The organism is Mesorhizobium sp. P2_E7, assembly GCF_056403855.1.
Genome location: NZ_JBFUER010000001.1, coordinates 2734304 through 2748552 on the forward strand (window position 1 = coordinate 2734304; position 14249 = coordinate 2748552).

Genomic DNA, 14249 nt, shown 5'->3' on the forward strand with positions numbered 1-14249 from the left:
CCGGAAATCCCCCATCTGCCAGGGTAAATTCCGATTTTTTCGTGTTAACCATCGGTAATTATCTGGTGCGGTACGCGATCGCATAACATAAGCAAGCTTGTATGGACCTGCAGGCGCTATATGATTGCGCCTCAACCTGTGCCGACTTCGAGAGGATCGACACTTGCAGCATGCCACGCCTGCCGCCCCCGCAGTGCGCGAGACACTGGAGCGACTACTCGCCAGCGAAACGTTCGGACGCTCCGAGCGCGCGCGCAAGTTGCTGCGCTATCTTGTAGAGCGCGAGCAGGCCGGCGAAGCCGACAGGCTCAAGGGTTTCTCCATCGCCATGGACGTCTTCGGCAAGGACGGCGATTTCGATTCGTCGACCGATGCCGTGGTCCGGGTGCAGGCCGGCCGGCTGCGCGAACTTCTCCAGCATTATTTCGCCAATGAAGGCATAGCCGAACCGGTCCGCATCGCCATTCCGCGTGGCGGCTATGTGCCGTCCTATGAACTCAACGCCATACGCCTGCCGGTTGGGCAGGAGCCGGTGGCGCTGGCGCAGGCGGTAGCCGCCTTGCCCGGATCGCCTGAGCAGGCGGCTCCTGCCGCGGTTCCCGCGACGTCGGTGGCTCCGGAACCTGGGCCTTCGCTGGCGCGCCATCTGCAGTTCTTCTGGGTCGCCATGACGCTGGTCATCCTCATGCTGGGCATGCTCATCCTGCGCCAGGGCAGCGGCGCATTGCTTGCCAATAGCGATCCGGCGGCGGTGGTCGACACCGCAGGTGCGACGAGCAGCATCGCATCGCCATCGATGGAAGCCCTGCCCCTCGTCTACATCGCCGTGAAAGCCACCGGCCCCGAGGCAGGCCGCGTCGCTGCCTCGCTGCGCGCCGGGCTTGCCGGTTTCGACACCATCGACTTCATCGGCCGTGACGCCGACAGCAAGCGCGACCCGAGCACCGACCCGACCAGCTTCGTTTTCGATGTCCTGCCGGGACCGATGGCAGGTGACGTGACGCTCGAACTGCAGAGCGTGGCGACCGGCCGCGTGCTTTTGTCCCGCAATCTGACGGCCGCCGACAATGCACCTGGCGCCGTCGAGGATCGGATCGCCGCCATCCTCAGTTCGACCATTCCCGCCTCCGGCCCGCTCTACAGCTACATCGAACAGAACGGCATCCAGACCGGCCTGACGAGCTGCCTGATCCTCAACGACCGATACTATCTCGACCAGAGCACCAAGACACACGAGGCCGCCTATCGCTGCCTGGACAACCTCGCCAGCCAGAGTGCGAAATCGTCGCTGGTCTATTCGGAACTGGCCTCGCTGACCCTTGAGGCTGCCACCGATCATTACGCCTATCCGCCTGGCGCGACGGTCGAACAGGCGATGTCTTTTGCCCATCGCGCCATCCAGATGGGACCGACCAGCCCCTATGCGCACCGCGCATACGGTTACCTTTACTCACGCCTCGGCAACACCGAGGAAGCGATCCGCTGGATGCGCAAGGCCTATGAGCTCAACCCCTACGACCTCAGCATGGCTGCCGCTTACGGCTATGGCCTGATCTTCGCCGGCAAATATGCCGAGGGAACACCGATCCTGGCCCATGCCGTCGAGACCTTCAGCGGCCACCCGACATGGTGGGACTACGGACTCTTCGCCGGTCAATTCATGCTGGGCGACATGAACAAGGCCGCGATCGCCAGCGAGTCGCTGCGCACTACGGCGATGAAATCGCATTATCTGGCGGCGCGGGTGATCGGCGCCAAGGCCGCCGGCCGCGATCAGCTGGCGGCCAAGCTTCTCGACGAACTGAACACCAAGTTCCCGAAATTCGCGGCCGATCCGCGCGCAGCTTTCGCCGAGCGGAAATATCCCGCCGATCTGACCGAGCGGCTGGTCGAGGCGCTGCGCGCCGCGGGCCTCGGCAACGCCAGCTGATATCGGATCGCGAAAATTTTACTGGCCATCGGTCTGGACTGGGAGCAATCCAGCCTCAATTCGAAATTTCCTGTCCGATCTTGCAACAATCATACATTTTTCATGGTCTCATCCCTCTATGTCGCCGAGCGGGGCGCCGGGTCGAAGACGGTCGTCCTGCTGCATGGCTTAGGCGGTTGCCATGACATCTGGCGCGAGGTGACTGCGGCGCTGGCGCCCGACATCAGGACCTTGGCCTACGATCTTCCGGGACACGGGCTGTCACTCGATTTCCCGGGCAGCGGTCCGGCCAGGACAGCGGCGCGAGGCGTTCTCGCGGATCTAGCCGCGCGCGGGATAGGAAAGGTGCATGTCGCCGGTCATTCGATGGGCGGTGCGGTAGCTGCACTGATGGCATTGGCCGAGCCTGATAGGATAGCCTCGCTGACGCTTGTGGCGCCGGGTGGTGTTGGCCCGGAGATCAACGGACCGCTATTGCGCCGCTACGCCGCGGCGGCCGACAGGCGTGAAATCCGCGCCTGCCTTGCCGCCATGTCCGGACCGCAAAGCCCGCCTCCCGAACGCATCGTCAGCGTCCTGGCGGAAGGACGCCGTCGCCCCGGCCAATTGCGCAAGCTGATCGAGATCGCAGCCGTCATGACCAGGGACGAGCGGCAAGGCGTCATCCCTCGCGAACAGCTCGACACGCTCAGCATGCCGGTGCTGGTGGTTTGGGGGACGGACGATCCGGTGCTGCCCGTCACCCAGGCTGATGGCCTGCCGGCGCATTTTCATGTCCATCACGTGCTCGATGCCGGCCATATGCTGGTCGAGGAGGCGCCGGGCGTGGTCGCCCAGGCCTTGCGCCGGAACATGGCCCGCCGCGGTAGGCTTGCGCGTCCGACACTCGGCGCCGCGGCGAGCTGAACCTCGCTGGCTTCCGGCATCTCGCGAGTGCATTTTGCCGGCGGCTGTGTTAACTCGCTATTAACCATATATTAGCGAGGCATCATGAAGGACCCAGACGAGCAATTCACCTCTATAAACTCGTCGCGCAAACTGTCCGATGCCATTCGCGACGTGAAGAACGCTTTTGCCGACCGCGACGATGTCGTGGTCGACATGCGCGAGGCGCACAGGATGCGGCTCGATTTGCTTGCTGCCGAACTCACCCCGGTCTTTGCCGACGTACCCGCCGACATGGACAATTTCGACTTCGTCGTCTCCTCCGGCCTGCAGCCGCGGCTGTGGATCGACGCCGTCAGCCATGTCGCCATGGGGCGCGACCGCCGCACCTACCGCTTCCTCAGAGATACCCGCATCGGCCGCGTGGTGCTCGCCGAATCGACCGATATGAAACCGGTCGCCGATCAGGTTACGCGCTATGTGGCGGAGCGCATCGTCGAGCGTCAGCGTATGATGGAAGGCGGCGTCGAGCCGGCCGCTGCCGGCCTGAACCGCGCCACCGTGCGGGAAGCCGAACCACCCCTGCAAGCAGCCGCATCGGCCAAGCGCTGGTCGACCTTCCTGTCGGGCCTCGGCCTGGTCGCCGCCGGCGCGCTGGTTGGCCTTGCTGTGGCGGCCGCGCTGTTCTGGGATCGCCTGATGGCGATGAAGATCAGCTTCTGATCAGCGGTTGCGAGGCCTCGGCATCGACGCCGAGCTCGACCACCTGCAGGTCCGACGGCGGTATGGCCGGCCCTGTCAGGCCGCGTCGCGTCAGCCGGATCCGCCAGCTGCCCTTTTCGCCGTCCATATCGAGCAGGTTGTACTGCGCCGCCGGGTTCTTGCCGCCGGGCGACTGCCCGGCAGCGGCAACGCCGACGACCGGTATCCTGGCGCCGCGGCCGCCGATGAAGGACAGCGACGGCAGGTGCGAATGGCCGTGCAGCACAAGCTCGGCGCCGTACCGGTGAACGATCTTGTGGAAGCGCGAGATGCCGAACAGGCGCTTTTGCTGGGTGACGGCGCCGCGCACCGGCGGATGATGGATCATGATCACCCGCAACAGCCCGCGTTTGGCCGTGGCGTCGAGCACCGAGGCCAGCCTTTCCGCCTGTCCCTCGAGGAAGAAGCCATTGGCCATGAACGGCGCTGTGGCACGCGCCGTCGAAACGCCGATAAGCGCGACATTGCCGCGCACGCGCAGATAGGGAAAGGTGTTGCGGTCGATCGGCGCATTCACGCCGTCGCCGGTCATCCATGCTGCCCAGGAGCGGCAGACCTTGTCGAAGGCGCCCGGCACATAGGCGTCGTGATTGCCCGGCACCACCGAGACATCTTCCGGCGAGCCCAGCGTCTCCAGCCAGTGCTTGGCCATCTCGATCTCGCCATCCAGCGCCAGGTTGACCAGGTCGCCGGTAACGGTGAGGTGGTCGGGACCGCTCGCCTTCATGTCGGCGACGATGGTGTCGATGACGGCATCATGCATATGGCGGCGGCGGTTGCGCTGCCAGTTGACGTAACCGACCACGCGCTTGGACGCGAGTTCGCGATAGGTTACACCGGGAAGCGGCCCCAGATGGACATCGGAAATATGCGCGAGCCTGAACATCTTTCCTTCATAGGCGACGCGCCTCCGGCTTTCCACTCACTGTTTCCTGTCCGCTCGCGGTTTCGCCGATGACGGCGATATCGGACCCGGAGCAGGCGTTTCGCCAGACCGGCTGGGCGGGCCTCAGGGCAAGGCTGTTCCATCTCTATTTCGTGCTGCGGCGGCCAATGACGCTTGGCGTGCGCGGCCTGATCCATGACCGCGCGTCGAACTCCGTCTTCCTCATCCGCCACACCTATGTTCCGGGCTGGCAATTGCCGGGCGGCGGTGTCGAGGCAGGTGAGACGCTTGGCGAAGCGCTGGCGCGGGAACTGGCGGAGGAATGCAACATCGCGCTCACCGCCCCGCCGGTGCTGAAATCGATGCATTTCAACCGCCGCTCCAGCCGCCGCGACCATGTCGCTTTGTACCTGATCGAAAGTTTTAGCCAGACCGCGCCAAAACTGCCGGACCACGAGATCGCCGAAGCCGGCTTCTTCCCGCTCGACCGCTTGCCCGAAGGCACGACGCCGGCAACGCTGCGGCGGATTGGTGAGGTTTTTGGAGGCAACCCCGCGTCGCCCTATTGGTGAGCAGCGATTTATCTTGTCGTGAGGGGGCAAGCCGCTATTGTCACCTGAGCTCTGGGGAAAACTGAATGCCATCCGACAGGACCGAAGCCGTAAATCTGTGGCCCTATGTTGGGGTTTATATTTTTACGCAAGTGACACTTTACTTCGCTTGGCTTGGCTTTGGCTTCCTGATACCTGCTCCGAGCAGTGTTAACTCAGCCGCCAGCTTCGTTATTATATTTGCTTCGACATTTTTCGCCTACTCAGTGTTCATTCGGCGAAACGGAAGACTTTTTAGCCGAGGTGAGTATTGGAGAATGGTGCTCTTTTCAACAGCAGCAGCGTTAATGTTTTCAGCGGCATGTTTGCTGGTTTCAATTACAGTCGGCATCGCGCCCGATGTCGCCGGCATCCCTGCTGTCGCCTGGATCATAGTGTTTGTCGTGTTGGCGGCTTTTGGCTTTTGCCTCAATGCAGTCGGCTTCTCCAAATGGTTCGGCAAGGTCATGCTGAAGACGTTCAGTGCCAGACAGATCCAACTCGATACAGAACCCTTCAAATAGACAGATTGCCAACGGGCAGATTCACGCCGCCTTCCTGAACCGCGCCCGATCATGCGGCGCGGCGTAGTCCAGCTCCGGCCCGACCGGCACAATGCGCGTCGGGTTGATGCTTTCGTGGCTGCCGTAATAATGCGTCTTGATGTGGTGCAGGTTGACCGTGCCGGCGACGCCGGGCACCTGGTAGAGATCGCGCAGATAGTTCGACAGGTTCGGATAGTCGGCGATGCGGCGCAGATTGCATTTGAAATGGCCGACATAGACCGGGTCGAACCGCACCAGCGTGGTGAACAGCCGCCAGTCGGCCTCGGTGATGCGCTCGCCGGTGAGATAGCGCTGTTTTGACAGCCTCTCCTCCAGCGTGTCGAGCGCCGAGAACAGCTCGCCAAAGGCTTCTTCATAGGCTGCTTGCGTGGTGGCGAAGCCGGCGCGGTAGACGCCATTGTTGATGGCCGGAAAGACCAGCGCATTGACCTTGTCGATCTCGCCGCGCAGCGCCGGTGGACAGAAATCGATGCTCGCATCGCCCCATTCGTCGAAGGCGGAATTGAGCATGCGGATGATCTCTGAGGATTCGTTGGAGACGATGGTCTGTTCTTTTTTGTCCCACAGCACCGGCACCGACACCCGGCCCGAATAGGCGGGATCGGCTTTGGTGTAGATCTGATGCAGGAAATCGAGACCGTTGACCCTGTCGCCGGTGGCGCCGTCTTCGGCCAGAAAAGTCCAACCGTCGGCGCCGAGGAAATGGTGGACGACCGAGACCGAGATGACGCCCTCGAGCTTCTTCAGAACGCGAAAGATCAGCGTGCGGTGCGCCCACGGACAGGCGAGCGAGACGTAAAGATGATAGCGGCCGGGTTCGGCCTTGAAGCCGCGCGTGCGGCCTTCGGCCGGCGCGCCATCACGCGTGATCCAGTCACGCCACTGCGTCTCGGCGCGGATGAACCTGCCGCCGCTATCGACTTTGACCGGGCGGTCCTGCCATTTGCCTTCGACCAGCAAACCCATGCGAAATCTCCTTGCCTGCTTTGGCCAATGTAGGCGCAAAGCGACAATGTCGAAGTCGTCATCTGCTGAACAGAGCGTCACTCGTCCGAAATGCCTGATAAAAGCGACCGATTGCAGCGGCTGAAAAATGATGCTAGCGGACATTCCGCATGCTCGACTTTGCCTTGATACGGTTTGACCGACGACGAAAGGGCGCCCGCGCTTGAAGCGCTGACTGGCGAACGCTGCCGCTTGCAGCAACCTTCCTCGTATATCGGACCGCGAAGACCATGAGCCTTGCCGACGTGAAATACCTGCCGGAAACTCCGGTGCACGACCCCGAAATCGAAGCCATCAACGACGAAGCCTTCGGGCCCGGCCGCTTCGTGCTGGCCGCCTACAAGATCCGCGAGGCCGGCGGCCACGAACGCTCGCTGTCCTTCGTCGCCGTCGACGGCGACATCGTCGTCGCTTCGGTGCGCATGACCCGCATCGCCGCCGGCGCCGGCCGTGCGCTGATGCTCGGGCCGCTTGCCGTGCGCCCTGCCTTCAAAAATCTCGGCATTGGCCGCCGGCTGGTGGCCATCGCGCTGGAGGCGGCCGCCAAGGCCGGCGCGCCGGCGGTGATCCTTGTCGGCGACGAGCCCTATTACGGCCCGCTCGGCTTCAGGAAGATCCCGCGGGGCCAGATTTCCATGCCACGCCCGGTCGACCTCGACCGGCTGCTGTCGCACGAGATCGTACCCGGTGCCGTGGCGCGGCTCTCCGGCGAGGTCTGCCATGCCAGCTTTGCCAGGATTGCCGAGAACATCCCGGCGATGGCCTGATTCCAGTCGATCGAGGCTCTCGATTGACTGGTCAGGTTGCACCATGGCGGCGACCTCCGTAGCATGACCCGCAAAAGAGGGAGGACGCGGCATGAACTCGAACGGCCAGATTGCGATCGTAACCGGCGGCGGCTCCGGCCTCGGCGAGGCAACCGCCCGCGCGCTGGCCGACAAGGGCGCGCGCGTTGCCATTTTCGATATCGGCATCGACCGGGCGGCGAAGGTGGCGGGCGATATTGGCGGCACCGCCATCCAGTGTGACGTCAGCAGCGCCGACAGCGGTGCAGCAGCGGTCGCCGAAGTGGAAAAAAGGCTTGGCCCCGCACGCATCCTGGTCAATTGCGCCGGCATCGCCATCGGCGTGAAAACCATTGGCAAGGATGGCCCGCACCCGCTCGACCAGTACCGCAAGGTGATCGAGATCAATCTCATCGGCACCTTCAACATGATCCGCCTCGTCGCCGACCGGGCCGCCAAGCTTGAGCCGCTGCAAGGCGGCGAGCGCGGCGTCATCGTCAACACGGCATCGGTCGCCGCCTATGACGGCCAGATCGGCCAGGCCGCCTATGCCGCCTCCAAGGGCGGTGTCGTCGGCATGACGCTGCCGGTCGCGCGCGATCTCGCACGCTCCGGCATTCGCGTCTGCACCATCGCGCCTGGCATCTTCAAGACGCCGATGATGGCCGGCATGCCGCAGGAGGTGCAGGATTCGCTTGGTGCAGCCGTGCCCTTCCCGTCCCGCCTGGGCGAACCGTCCGAATATGCCGCCCTGGCGCTCCATATCATCGAGAACCAGATGCTCAACGGCGAGACCATCCGCCTCGACGGGGCGATCCGCATGGCGCCGAAATAGACGGCCATGGCGGCCGGCGCAGCCGCAGTGAAGACCGGCCCCCTTGCCGGCCTCAAAATCATCGAGATGGCCGGGCTCGGCCCGGTGCCGCTGGCCGGGTTGGTGCTGTCTGAAATGGGCGCCGAGGTGCTGCGCATCGAGCGGGCCGGTGCGGAACAACCCATGCTGCCGCTCTCCGATGCGCACAATCTCGACCGTCACGGCCGTTCCATCCTGCGCGTCGACCTCAAGCAAGAGCAAGGCATCGAAATGGTGCTGGGTCTCGTCGAGAAAGCCGATCTGCTGGTCGAGGGTTTTCGCCCCGGGGTCATGGAGCGGCTCGGTCTCGGTCCGGATGCGGCACTGGCCCGCAACCCGGCGCTGATCTACGGCCGCATGACCGGCTTTGGCCAGGACGGGCCGCTGGCTGGCCGCGCCGGCCACGACATCACCTACCTCGCCTATTCCGGTGTGCTGCATGCCATCGGTCGGGAGGACGGCCGGCCGGTGCCACCGCTGAACCTGATCGCCGACAATGGCGGCGGCGCCATGATGTTGATCGCCGGCGTGCTCGCCGCGCTGTTCGAGCGTTCGCGCTCCGGCAAGGGCCAGGTGGTTGACGCGGCGATGGTCGAAGGCGCTTCGATGCTGGCAGCGCCCATACACGCCTTCATGGCGGCCGGCCTGTGGAGCGACCGGCGCGGCGCGAACCTGCTCGATTCCGGTGCGCCCTTCTACGACACCTATGAGACGGCGGACGGACGCCATGTCGCGGTCGGTTGCCTTGAGCCGCGCTTCTTCGCCGAATTCGCAAACCTGCTGCCGCTCAGTGAGCATTTTGTCCGCGGCCAGTACGACAAGGCGCTGTGGCCGGAGATGCGCGCCGCCATTGCCGGCCGGTTCCGGCAAAAGACACGCGACGACTGGGCCGGGCTGTTTGAGGAGACCGACGCCTGCGTTGCGCCGGTCTTGTCACTGACAGAGGCCGGGAATCACCCGCATATCAGCGCTCGTCACGCATTTGTGAAGACGGGCGCGTTCGAGCGACCGGCGCCCGCGCCGCGCTTCTCGGGCTCGCAACCGTCGCTCGCCGCCACACCGGTCGACGAAGACCAGCGGCCGCAAATCGTGCTGGCGCGCTTCGGCTTTTCGGCGGATGAGATCAAAGCGCTTGTCAAATCCGGTCTGATTGGCCAATAACTGGACGACTAAAATCAACTTAACCCGGTGAGCATCTTGGACCAGCCGAAGAAGGACGTCATTCGCGCGACGGACGCCGAGGCGACCAGGTTGGCTGCGACGCTGATCCGCAGCGCCCGTTTCGGCGCCTTGGCAGTGATCGAACCCAAAACCGGCTCGCCGCTGGCCTCCCGGGTCGGTGTCGCCACCGACATTGATGGCGCGCCGCTGATCCTTGTCTCGGCGTTGTCCGCCCACACCGGCGCGATCCTTGCCGACCCACGCTGCTCGCTGCTTGTCGGCGAGCCCGGCAAGGGCGATCCGCTGGCGCATCCCAGGGTTACGCTGGTTTGCCGGGCGCAGCCGCTTGAGCGCGGCTCGAGCGCGCATGTCCGCGCCGAGCGGCGCTATCTCAACCGCAATCCCAAGGCAAAGCTGTATTCCGGGCTCGGCGATTTTTCGATCTTCCGCCTCGAGCCGCAGCGCGCCAGCCTCAATGGCGGTTTCGGCAAGGCCTATCTGCTGGAACGTGCCGATCTCATCACCGATGGACCGATCGTCGACGAGCTGGCGGCCAGCGAACAGTCAGCCCTCGACCACATGAACGCCGACCACCTCGACGCAATCGCCGTCTATGCCCGTCATTTTGCCAAGGCCGACGGTGATGGCTGGACCATGACCGGCTTCGATGCCGAGGGCATGGACTTGGCATCGGGCGACGCCGTTTGCAGGGTCTATTTCCCGCAACCATTGAAGACAGCGCGTGACCTGCGGCCGGTTCTGGTCGACATGGCCAAGGCCGGACGTGCGCCGGCTACGCAGGGTTACCAAGGATAATCGTCATGAATCAAAAGCATGTCTTGAGATTTGGGCGAAATGATCTACGATTCAGGTAGCGCTGAATCAGCAGCGTGCATCCACAGCTGAATTATAGCACCCAACGCTATTTGCCCCCATAGCGTTCGGATGAGCAGGGAAACATGGGGCATCGATGGTCTCGACCAAATTAATCGCCAATGCCGAATCGGCGGCGACATTTCTGACCCTTATGGGCAACGAAAAGCGGCTTTTGATCATGAGCCATCTGACCGACGGTGAAATGTCGGTCGGTGCCATCGCCGAAAAGGTGGTGCTCAGCCAGTCCGCTTTGTCGCAACATCTGGCCAAGCTCAGGGCGCTCGACCTTGTCGAGACCCGCCGCGACCGGCAGATGATCTACTATTCGTGCAAGTCGGACGCCGTGCGCGATCTCTTGCGCATGCTGGACGGCATTTTCGGCGCCGGCGATTTGTCCCAGATGGCAACACGTCTGCGCCGCGCCGGGACTTGACCTGCGGCTCCGATCGCTCCTTACCTCGCTGACGATTTTCGCCGGCCGAGGTAATGATGGATCCAATCCAGATCGACGACGCGCGCGATCCGCGGGTCGCCGCCTATCTCGACATCCGCGAACGCGATCTCACCGGCCGCCATGGCCGGTTCGTCGCCGAAGGCAAGGTGGTGCTGGACGTCCTGCTGTCGGCCGGACGCTTCGCCGCCGAGTCGGTCCTGGTTCTTGAAAACCGGCTGGCCGGGCTCGACGACATCTTGCGCAAGGCCCCTGCCGACCTGCCGGTTTACGTCGCGACAAGCGACATCATGGACAGGATCGCCGGCTTCCACATGCACCGCGGCATATTGGCGATCGGCAGCAAGGGCACCGCGCTGCCCGCCGAAGCCTTGCTGGAAACCTTGCCTGCGAGCGCGTTGATCGTCGTGCTCGTCGGCATCGCCAACCACGACAATATGGGGTCGATCTTCCGCAACGCCGCCGCCTTCGGCGCCGATGCCGTATTTCTCGACGCGACCTGCTGCGATCCGCTGTACCGCAAGGCGATCCGTGTCTCCGTCGGCGCGGCGCTGAAGGTTCCCTTTGCATCGTTTGAGGACACGACCGGTTTCATCACCGCGTTCGGCCGGCTGGGCTTCAGCCAGTTTGCGCTGTCGCCACGTGGCGCGGCCGATATTCGCGACGCAGAGAGGACGAACCGGCTGGCGCTCTACCTCGGCACCGAAGGGGAAGGCCTGCCCGAAAGCCTGCTTGCTCGCCTGCAGACCGTGCGGATCGGCATGGCGCAAGGCTTCGACAGCCTCAATGTCGCCGCCGCCTCAGCGATTGCGCTGCATCATTTTTCGCGCTGATGCGCCTCGGCCGGCGGTCAGAGCCAATCTGATCGAAGGTTGAGCTGGTTTCGGGACAACGCGCGTGGTGCCGGCCTCGCTCGGCGCGGCCTCGATCCTGAAAGTCTCGACGTCGTCGGTCAACGGTATCGGAGCGCCGGTCGCCCCGCGATCTCTTACCGTCTTCTCGAACAGCGACGCCACAGCGTCCAACACCTCAAAAAGCAACGGATGAAAGTGCCAGAGCAGGAGCGACGAGATGACAAGCACGCCATAGACCATCATGACGTTAGACATGGGAATGGCCTGTTATGGGCGCAAGCCAGCGCCCTCGCCGTTCAACTCGGCAAATCTGCCCTCTGCAGCGCCCGGACGCGATCGGCGAGGCTGACGGTTCCCGATCGCGCTTCCTGCGGCGCCGCCAATGCCTTGGCGATCGGCGAATCCGGTCCTTCGAGCTTGGCCGTGAGGCTGACGACCTCCGCCGCCAGAGTGTTCATCTGTTCGCGCAACGCATCGCTGGCATCATTGCCATTAATAATGGGCTTCGCGACTCCAGCAGCGCCGAGCTCCGTCTTCAACCGCTTGTTCTCCCGCGCCAGGGTCGTCAGCCTGGCTTCCAGTCGCTCGCGATCGCCTTCGAGCTTGGCGAGCACCTTGTCGACCTCATCGTTCCTCGCGGGGACATTGTCCTGAACACCAGTCAGACCAGCAGCCACGGCGCCTCCCCCTGCCTCGCCCTTTAGCCGTTCGCGAAGCCGGGCCAGGTCCTTTTCGCGGCGATCGAGCTTGTCCTCGCGATCGGCAAGCGTGGCGAGCAGGCGCTCGAGCTTCTTCTCGAGGTCGGCGGTTCTCTTCTTCTCGGCCTTCAGCACGTCGCGCGTGGCCTTGCCCTCGGCGACGACTTCCTGATGGCGCTTGTCGGCTTCCTTGCGCTGGCCGCGCAGCACCGAAATGTCGTTGGCAAGCTTTTCCAGCTCGGATTCGCGCGCCACCAGTTCGATCTGGCGGTTGCTGGAGGAGAAGGAAGCGTCGTCATACATGTGCTCAAGCTTTTCGAGCTCAAGCGCGCGCTTTTCCATCAAGCGCTCGGCTTGTACGAGCTTGTCCGTCAGCTGCTGTATCTGCTGCTCGCGATGCAGGAGCAGTTCGTTTTTTTCGCCGAGCTCCGAAAGCGCCTGCTTCTTGTCCTTGCGCTCGACCGCCAAGCCTTTCAGCGCCTCGCGCCCGCGACTGATCTCGACGAGCTGCTCATTGGCCTGCTCACGCAGCGTCTTGACGCTCATTTCGAGCCGGCGCGTCGTCATGGCGAACTCGGCCCGCACGCTGTCCTTGTCGGCCTGGATCTCCTCCAGCGTTCGGGGCACAGACGCCTCGACGCGCTTGCGTGTCAGCGCGACCGCTCGCCGCCAGATGGCCGGCGCAACCAGCAGCGCCAGAAAGCCGGCGCACAGAAAGCCGAGGGCGAAGAACAGGATCGACTGGACCAAGGTGACTACCCGTTACGGGCGGGCCGCTATTCGGCAACCGCCAAGTCTGGACTTTGCCACGTTCGCATGACGCAAATCCAGCGCTGCGGCAAGAGTATGCCGCAGGTTCGGCTTGTGACCTCACAAAATGCGCTCGATGGCATGATCTCGGGCTGAGGGCATGTTGAGATTCAGGTCAGGCCGAGCCGAGAATGGCTGATACCTGCGCTTCCGGTACTCACGGACCAATGTCCGCTCCGTTCCGGTTCTCGGTATCAACCATTCTCGGCTCGGCCTGACCTGAATATCAATATGCCCGATCAGAAGGGGTTCCAGGTCGGCCTCTGCGTCAGCTTCAGATAGCCGAGATTGACGCCAAGCCGCGCGCCGACGCCGGTGCGGATCGGCACCAGCAGCACCCTGTTGTTCTGCAGCACGTTGAAGCCGACGCCGGCCACGACATAGGCAGAACCGGCAACGCCGCCGAACCGGTTATAGAGATTGCTGACGTCGTCGAGATTGTAGACGAGCATCATCACCCGCGATCCCTCGCCGCCGAAATCCCAGCCGAGCGACGGACCTTGCCAGAACACCTTATGGTCGCCGGCATTCTTGGTGTAGAGCGTGCCTTCGCCATAGGTCAGGCCGCCGATCACCGCGCCGGAACCCTCTTCGCCGAGCAGATAGCCATTGGGCAGGCCGTAGGAGGCAAAAATCTTCTCGACGACGGTGGCGAGACCGCCCGACGTCGCGCCGAAGAACTTGTGGCCGGAATCGACGATCTCCTGAGCGGTGTATTCCTGCGCCCGCGACGCAGAGGTTGAAAAGGCGAGAGCGCCCATGAGGGCAATCGCCATGAAGAAGACACGGACAAAGGTCCGGTCGTAGAATCGGGAAACCATGCTTCCAATCTCCGTCAGGGAGCACTTTCGCCGACGCCTCGCACCCCGCACGGCTCTTTAGGCGGCCGTTAAGGATGACTGTTACGGGCAAACTATGCCGTAATCCTTTTTCAACCATTAACCTCCCACATGAACATGGCGGTTCGAAGGCTGTTCTGACCGTCTGCGCGGGCTCCCATCCTGTGTAAACTCGCCATTTTTGCTAACGAGAATTGTGGATTTGTTGCTGCACGCCCGGGCGCTGTGTATTCAGAAGCGCTGGGGAAAGGGCGTGATTCGGGTGGGTAAGGCGCGGCTGACGGTCGCGTGGCCACCA

The 14249-nt window shown here is 63.4% G+C and carries 16 protein-coding genes; 11 read left to right on the top strand and 5 right to left on the bottom strand.

What is annotated here, in order from left to right:
- Positions 1 to 163 precede the first annotated feature (163 nt).
- The 3 genes from AC1DYC_RS13505 to AC1DYC_RS13515 all read left to right on the top strand — a co-directional run bounded on the left by AC1DYC_RS13505 (position 164) and on the right by AC1DYC_RS13515 (position 3538).
- Positions 164 to 1930 carry a tetratricopeptide repeat protein gene (locus AC1DYC_RS13505; protein WP_477406970.1) on the top strand — a complete coding sequence of 589 codons (1767 nt, stop codon included), beginning with the start codon at positions 164 to 166 and terminating at the stop codon, positions 1928 to 1930.
- A 102-nt stretch (positions 1931 to 2032) separates the two neighbouring features.
- Positions 2033 to 2836 carry an alpha/beta fold hydrolase gene (locus AC1DYC_RS13510; protein ID WP_477406972.1) on the top strand — a complete coding sequence of 268 codons (804 nt, stop codon included), beginning with the start codon at positions 2033 to 2035 and terminating at the stop codon, positions 2834 to 2836.
- A gap of 84 nt (positions 2837 to 2920) precedes the next feature.
- Entirely contained in the window at positions 2921 to 3538 is a 618-nt protein-coding gene (locus AC1DYC_RS13515; protein ID WP_477406974.1) for a hypothetical protein, read from the top strand.
- Here the strand turns inward: AC1DYC_RS13515 and AC1DYC_RS13520 are convergent.
- Complete coding sequence (locus AC1DYC_RS13520; protein WP_477408292.1) at positions 3528 to 4463, bottom strand: metallophosphoesterase family protein; 936 nt, start codon at positions 4461 to 4463, stop codon at positions 3528 to 3530. The genes AC1DYC_RS13515 and AC1DYC_RS13520 overlap by 11 nt on opposite strands.
- A 68-nt stretch (positions 4464 to 4531) precedes the next feature.
- Between AC1DYC_RS13520 and AC1DYC_RS13525 the strand changes: the two genes are divergently transcribed.
- Together AC1DYC_RS13525 and AC1DYC_RS13530 are read left to right on the top strand one after the other, a co-directional pair.
- Positions 4532 to 5035 (top strand): NUDIX domain-containing protein, encoded by a 504-nt coding sequence (locus AC1DYC_RS13525; protein WP_477406976.1) that lies wholly within the window; start codon positions 4532 to 4534, stop codon positions 5033 to 5035.
- Positions 5036 to 5100: 65 nt separating this feature from the next.
- Complete coding sequence (locus AC1DYC_RS13530; RefSeq protein ID WP_477406978.1) at positions 5101 to 5577, top strand: ABZJ_00895 family protein; 477 nt, start codon at positions 5101 to 5103, stop codon at positions 5575 to 5577.
- 21 nt (positions 5578 to 5598) lie between these two features.
- Here AC1DYC_RS13530 and AC1DYC_RS13535 read toward each other — a convergent pair whose 3' ends face one another.
- On the bottom strand, positions 5599 to 6585 hold the full coding sequence (locus tag AC1DYC_RS13535) for a glutathione S-transferase family protein (protein ID WP_477406980.1): 987 nt from the start codon (positions 6583 to 6585) through the stop codon (positions 5599 to 5601).
- Between the two features lie 269 nt (positions 6586 to 6854).
- Here AC1DYC_RS13535 and AC1DYC_RS13540 point away from each other — a divergent pair, with 269 nt between their 5' ends.
- From AC1DYC_RS13540 to AC1DYC_RS13565, 6 genes are all read left to right on the top strand, one after another.
- Positions 6855 to 7391 carry a GNAT family N-acetyltransferase gene (locus AC1DYC_RS13540; RefSeq protein ID WP_477406982.1) on the top strand — a complete coding sequence of 179 codons (537 nt, stop codon included), beginning with the start codon at positions 6855 to 6857 and terminating at the stop codon, positions 7389 to 7391.
- Between the two features lie 91 nt (positions 7392 to 7482).
- On the top strand, positions 7483 to 8244 hold the full coding sequence (locus AC1DYC_RS13545; RefSeq protein ID WP_477406984.1) for a 3-hydroxyacyl-CoA dehydrogenase: 762 nt from the start codon (positions 7483 to 7485) through the stop codon (positions 8242 to 8244).
- Between the two features lie 6 nt (positions 8245 to 8250).
- On the top strand, positions 8251 to 9423 hold the full coding sequence (locus AC1DYC_RS13550) for a CaiB/BaiF CoA transferase family protein (protein ID WP_477406986.1): 1173 nt from the start codon (positions 8251 to 8253) through the stop codon (positions 9421 to 9423).
- Positions 9424 to 9459: 36 nt separating this feature from the next.
- Entirely contained in the window at positions 9460 to 10239 is a 780-nt protein-coding gene (locus AC1DYC_RS13555; protein ID WP_477406988.1) for a HugZ family pyridoxamine 5'-phosphate oxidase, read from the top strand.
- 154 nt (positions 10240 to 10393) lie between these two features.
- Positions 10394 to 10732 (top strand): ArsR/SmtB family transcription factor, encoded by a 339-nt coding sequence (locus AC1DYC_RS13560; protein WP_477406990.1) that lies wholly within the window; start codon positions 10394 to 10396, stop codon positions 10730 to 10732.
- A gap of 56 nt (positions 10733 to 10788) precedes the next feature.
- Positions 10789 to 11583 carry a TrmH family RNA methyltransferase gene (locus AC1DYC_RS13565; RefSeq protein WP_477408294.1) on the top strand — a complete coding sequence of 265 codons (795 nt, stop codon included), beginning with the start codon at positions 10789 to 10791 and terminating at the stop codon, positions 11581 to 11583.
- Here the strand turns inward: AC1DYC_RS13565 and AC1DYC_RS13570 are convergent.
- The 3 genes from AC1DYC_RS13570 to AC1DYC_RS13580 form a co-directional block, all read right to left on the bottom strand.
- Positions 11551 to 11847, bottom strand: coding sequence for a hypothetical protein (locus AC1DYC_RS13570; RefSeq protein ID WP_477406992.1), 297 nt, complete (start codon positions 11845 to 11847; stop codon positions 11551 to 11553). The two genes, AC1DYC_RS13565 and AC1DYC_RS13570, sit on opposite strands and share 33 nt — an antisense overlap.
- 53 nt (positions 11848 to 11900) lie before the next feature.
- On the bottom strand, positions 11901 to 13052 hold the full coding sequence (locus tag AC1DYC_RS13575) for a coiled-coil domain-containing protein (protein ID WP_477406994.1): 1152 nt from the start codon (positions 13050 to 13052) through the stop codon (positions 11901 to 11903).
- Positions 13053 to 13351: 299 nt separating this feature from the next.
- Positions 13352 to 13888: a DUF1134 domain-containing protein gene (locus AC1DYC_RS13580; protein ID WP_235984549.1), complete on the bottom strand. Its 537-nt coding sequence runs from the start codon at positions 13886 to 13888 to the stop codon at positions 13352 to 13354.
- Positions 13889 to 14249 lie beyond the last annotated feature (361 nt).

What these genes read in the sequence shown, in the direction of transcription:
- AC1DYC_RS13510 (WP_477406972.1), top strand. Translation starts at nt 2,033, where the DNA reads ATGGTCTCATCCCTCTATGTCGCCGAGCGGGGCGCCGGGTCGAAGACG.
- AC1DYC_RS13515 (WP_477406974.1), top strand. Translation starts at nt 2,921, where the DNA reads ATGAAGGACCCAGACGAGCAATTCACCTCTATAAACTCGTCGCGCAAA.
- AC1DYC_RS13520 (WP_477408292.1), bottom strand. Translation starts at nt 4,463, where the DNA reads ATGTTCAGGCTCGCGCATATTTCCGATGTCCATCTGGGGCCGCTTCCC.
- AC1DYC_RS13525 (WP_477406976.1), top strand. Translation starts at nt 4,532, where the DNA reads ATGACGGCGATATCGGACCCGGAGCAGGCGTTTCGCCAGACCGGCTGG.
- AC1DYC_RS13530 (WP_477406978.1), top strand. Translation starts at nt 5,101, where the DNA reads ATGCCATCCGACAGGACCGAAGCCGTAAATCTGTGGCCCTATGTTGGG.
- AC1DYC_RS13535 (WP_477406980.1), bottom strand. Translation starts at nt 6,585, where the DNA reads ATGGGTTTGCTGGTCGAAGGCAAATGGCAGGACCGCCCGGTCAAAGTC.
- AC1DYC_RS13540 (WP_477406982.1), top strand. Translation starts at nt 6,855, where the DNA reads ATGAGCCTTGCCGACGTGAAATACCTGCCGGAAACTCCGGTGCACGAC.
- AC1DYC_RS13545 (WP_477406984.1), top strand. Translation starts at nt 7,483, where the DNA reads ATGAACTCGAACGGCCAGATTGCGATCGTAACCGGCGGCGGCTCCGGC.
- AC1DYC_RS13550 (WP_477406986.1), top strand. Translation starts at nt 8,251, where the DNA reads ATGGCGGCCGGCGCAGCCGCAGTGAAGACCGGCCCCCTTGCCGGCCTC.
- AC1DYC_RS13560 (WP_477406990.1), top strand. Translation starts at nt 10,394, where the DNA reads ATGGTCTCGACCAAATTAATCGCCAATGCCGAATCGGCGGCGACATTT.
- AC1DYC_RS13565 (WP_477408294.1), top strand. Translation starts at nt 10,789, where the DNA reads ATGGATCCAATCCAGATCGACGACGCGCGCGATCCGCGGGTCGCCGCC.
- AC1DYC_RS13570 (WP_477406992.1), bottom strand. Translation starts at nt 11,847, where the DNA reads ATGATGGTCTATGGCGTGCTTGTCATCTCGTCGCTCCTGCTCTGGCAC.
- AC1DYC_RS13580 (WP_235984549.1), bottom strand. Translation starts at nt 13,888, where the DNA reads ATGGCGATTGCCCTCATGGGCGCTCTCGCCTTTTCAACCTCTGCGTCG.